Consider the following 1,924-nt stretch of genomic DNA (forward strand, 5'->3'; position numbering starts at 1 on the left):
GCCCGTACCTGGACCTCGAACCCCCCACCGCGCCCCCCTCTCCGGCCACCCGGTGGTCGAGCGACTGGTGGCCGGTGAACTCCCCCGCGCACAGGGAGCCCGAGCCCGTCGCGACCCCGGTTGCGCAGGCGCGGCCTGCGGGAGAGGACATGACCCTCGCCCGCGGCCCGGGTGAGGGTCTGGAGCGCCCGGAGCTGCTGGCCCCGCTGGACGCGACGCTCGCCGCGCGTGCGCTGACCGAGGCGGGCTTCGTCGGCACCGACGGTGGACCGGTCACGGTCGCCGACGTCACCACCGACGCGAACGAGCTCGCCCATCCTGCCGAGGCGGCCGTCGTCCAGGTGCTCGCGCACGATGCCACGCTGCGGGCGCTGCACCTCGAAGCCGTGCAAGGGGACGCGGCGACCTGGGCCGGCATCGTCGGCCCGCTCAAGGCGTTCGCGGCGCGCGCCGGCGCGCGTTTCCTCCCCGACCACGCCTTCGAGTAGCCGTGCGCGAGCACCGGGCTGGCCCCGAAGGTCGGCCCTCGCAGGGGTCTGCGGGCGCCCATAGGGGGTCCCGTCATCCATGCCGTGTGCGCCGCGAGCCGCATAGCGGTGGAGCTCACGGCGTGCCCGGGTCGGGATGCGTCTGATCTGGGTGCGCCGGCCGGGCGCGGACGACCCGAGCTGAACCGGCCCGACCCGCATCCTTGGTCGATCTGCCGTGCGGCACGGCCCCACGGCCGCTCTGGCGCCCGGTCCCGCGTCCTAGGGGTCTCGCAGGTCGGTCGCGGGGCACGGGCTGGGTGGTGCGCTCAGCTCCTGGTGATGGACACCAGCGTGATGGGCGAGGTCAACGTGCTCGTCACGTTGGAGTTCTGGTAGAACCCGACCTTCCCGGTGCGCCACCAGGTCGTGACCTTGTTGCCGGAGCTGAGCTTCGTGACTCCCGAGATCGAAGACTTGAACGTCAGCTGGCCGGTGCCGTAGTAGCCCATCGTCTTGTTCACGATGCAGGCGTCTCCGGAGGCGCAGCCTGGACCGCGCTGGGAGATCGCTCGCGAGACGATCTCCGGGGTGTCGACGAATGCGGCGACGTACTCGTCGGCCTCGACGTCGTACAGGGCCTGCACCGGCAGGCCAGAGTCGAGGATCGCCTCGACCTGGGCCTCGCTCTGGGTCTGGGCCAGGGTGTCGAGCTTGGCTCGCAGGGCGGAGTCGTCGACGTCGATGTGCGGGACGTCGCCCTCGCGCTGGGTGAGTGGCTGCACGACACCAGAGGTGTCGTCAGCTGTCGCGGGCACGGCACCGAGCAGGCCCAGGCCGAGGCCTAGGGCGAGTGCGGTAGCGGTGGACCTCTTGCGCATGTTCGTTTCCCATCGTTGGAACCGACCCCCCGGCGGCGAGGGTATCGGCAGATCACGGGGTCAAACGGATGAGTTTGGCGACGTCCGCTCGCCGCGCGGCGGCGGCCTGCGGTTCGTGGACGCTGCCGTGCTCGACGTGGCGGCGGGTGGCCGGCAGCGCGTGGGCACTGCGGCACTCAGCGTGGCCGCGGACGGCGTCCTGACGCGGCGCACCTCGACCCGGGTGAACCCACCTCGGCTCGTCGCGGCGTGGCGTGGATGCGTCGATGCATACCACCCGAACGCCCGACATACGGGGCTCTGCCGTCGCTGTAATGGATCAAGACCTGGGCGCTGAGGACCGGCATCCCCTACCACTGGATCGCGTACGGGGATGCAGCAAACCCCCGCCCGACGATGTCGGACGGGGGCTCTGCGCTGTGCGCCCGGAGGGACTCGAACCCCCAACCTTCTGATCCGTAGTCAGATGCTCTATCCATTGAGCTACGGGCGCATCGACCCCGGAGGGCCGTTGACGAGAGTACAGGTCGCAGCGCCCGTTGCTCAAACCGGATCGACGTGCGCCCCGCCACACCC

At 71.2% G+C, this 1,924-nt stretch carries 2 protein-coding genes and 1 tRNA gene; 1 reads left to right on the forward strand and 2 read right to left on the reverse strand.

What is annotated here, in order from left to right; all coding sequences use genetic code 11:
* The first annotated feature begins 149 nt into the window (after positions 1–149).
* Entirely contained in the window at positions 150–488 is a 339-nt protein-coding gene (locus G6556_RS18570) for a hypothetical protein (RefSeq protein ID WP_166944599.1), read from the forward strand.
* 308 nt (positions 489–796) lie between these two features.
* Here the strand turns inward: G6556_RS18570 and G6556_RS18575 are convergent, their stop codons facing one another.
* On the reverse strand, positions 797–1,252 hold the full coding sequence (locus G6556_RS18575) for a hypothetical protein (protein WP_166944601.1): 456 nt from the start codon (positions 1,250–1,252) through the stop codon (positions 797–799).
* A 516-nt stretch (positions 1,253–1,768) separates the two neighbouring features.
* A tRNA-Arg gene (locus tag G6556_RS18580) sits at positions 1,769–1,841 on the reverse strand.
* Positions 1,842–1,924: the final 83 nt, after the last annotated feature.

This window comes from Cellulomonas sp. IC4_254 (assembly GCF_011603975.1).
GTDB lineage: Bacteria > Actinomycetota > Actinomycetes > Actinomycetales > Cellulomonadaceae > Cellulomonas.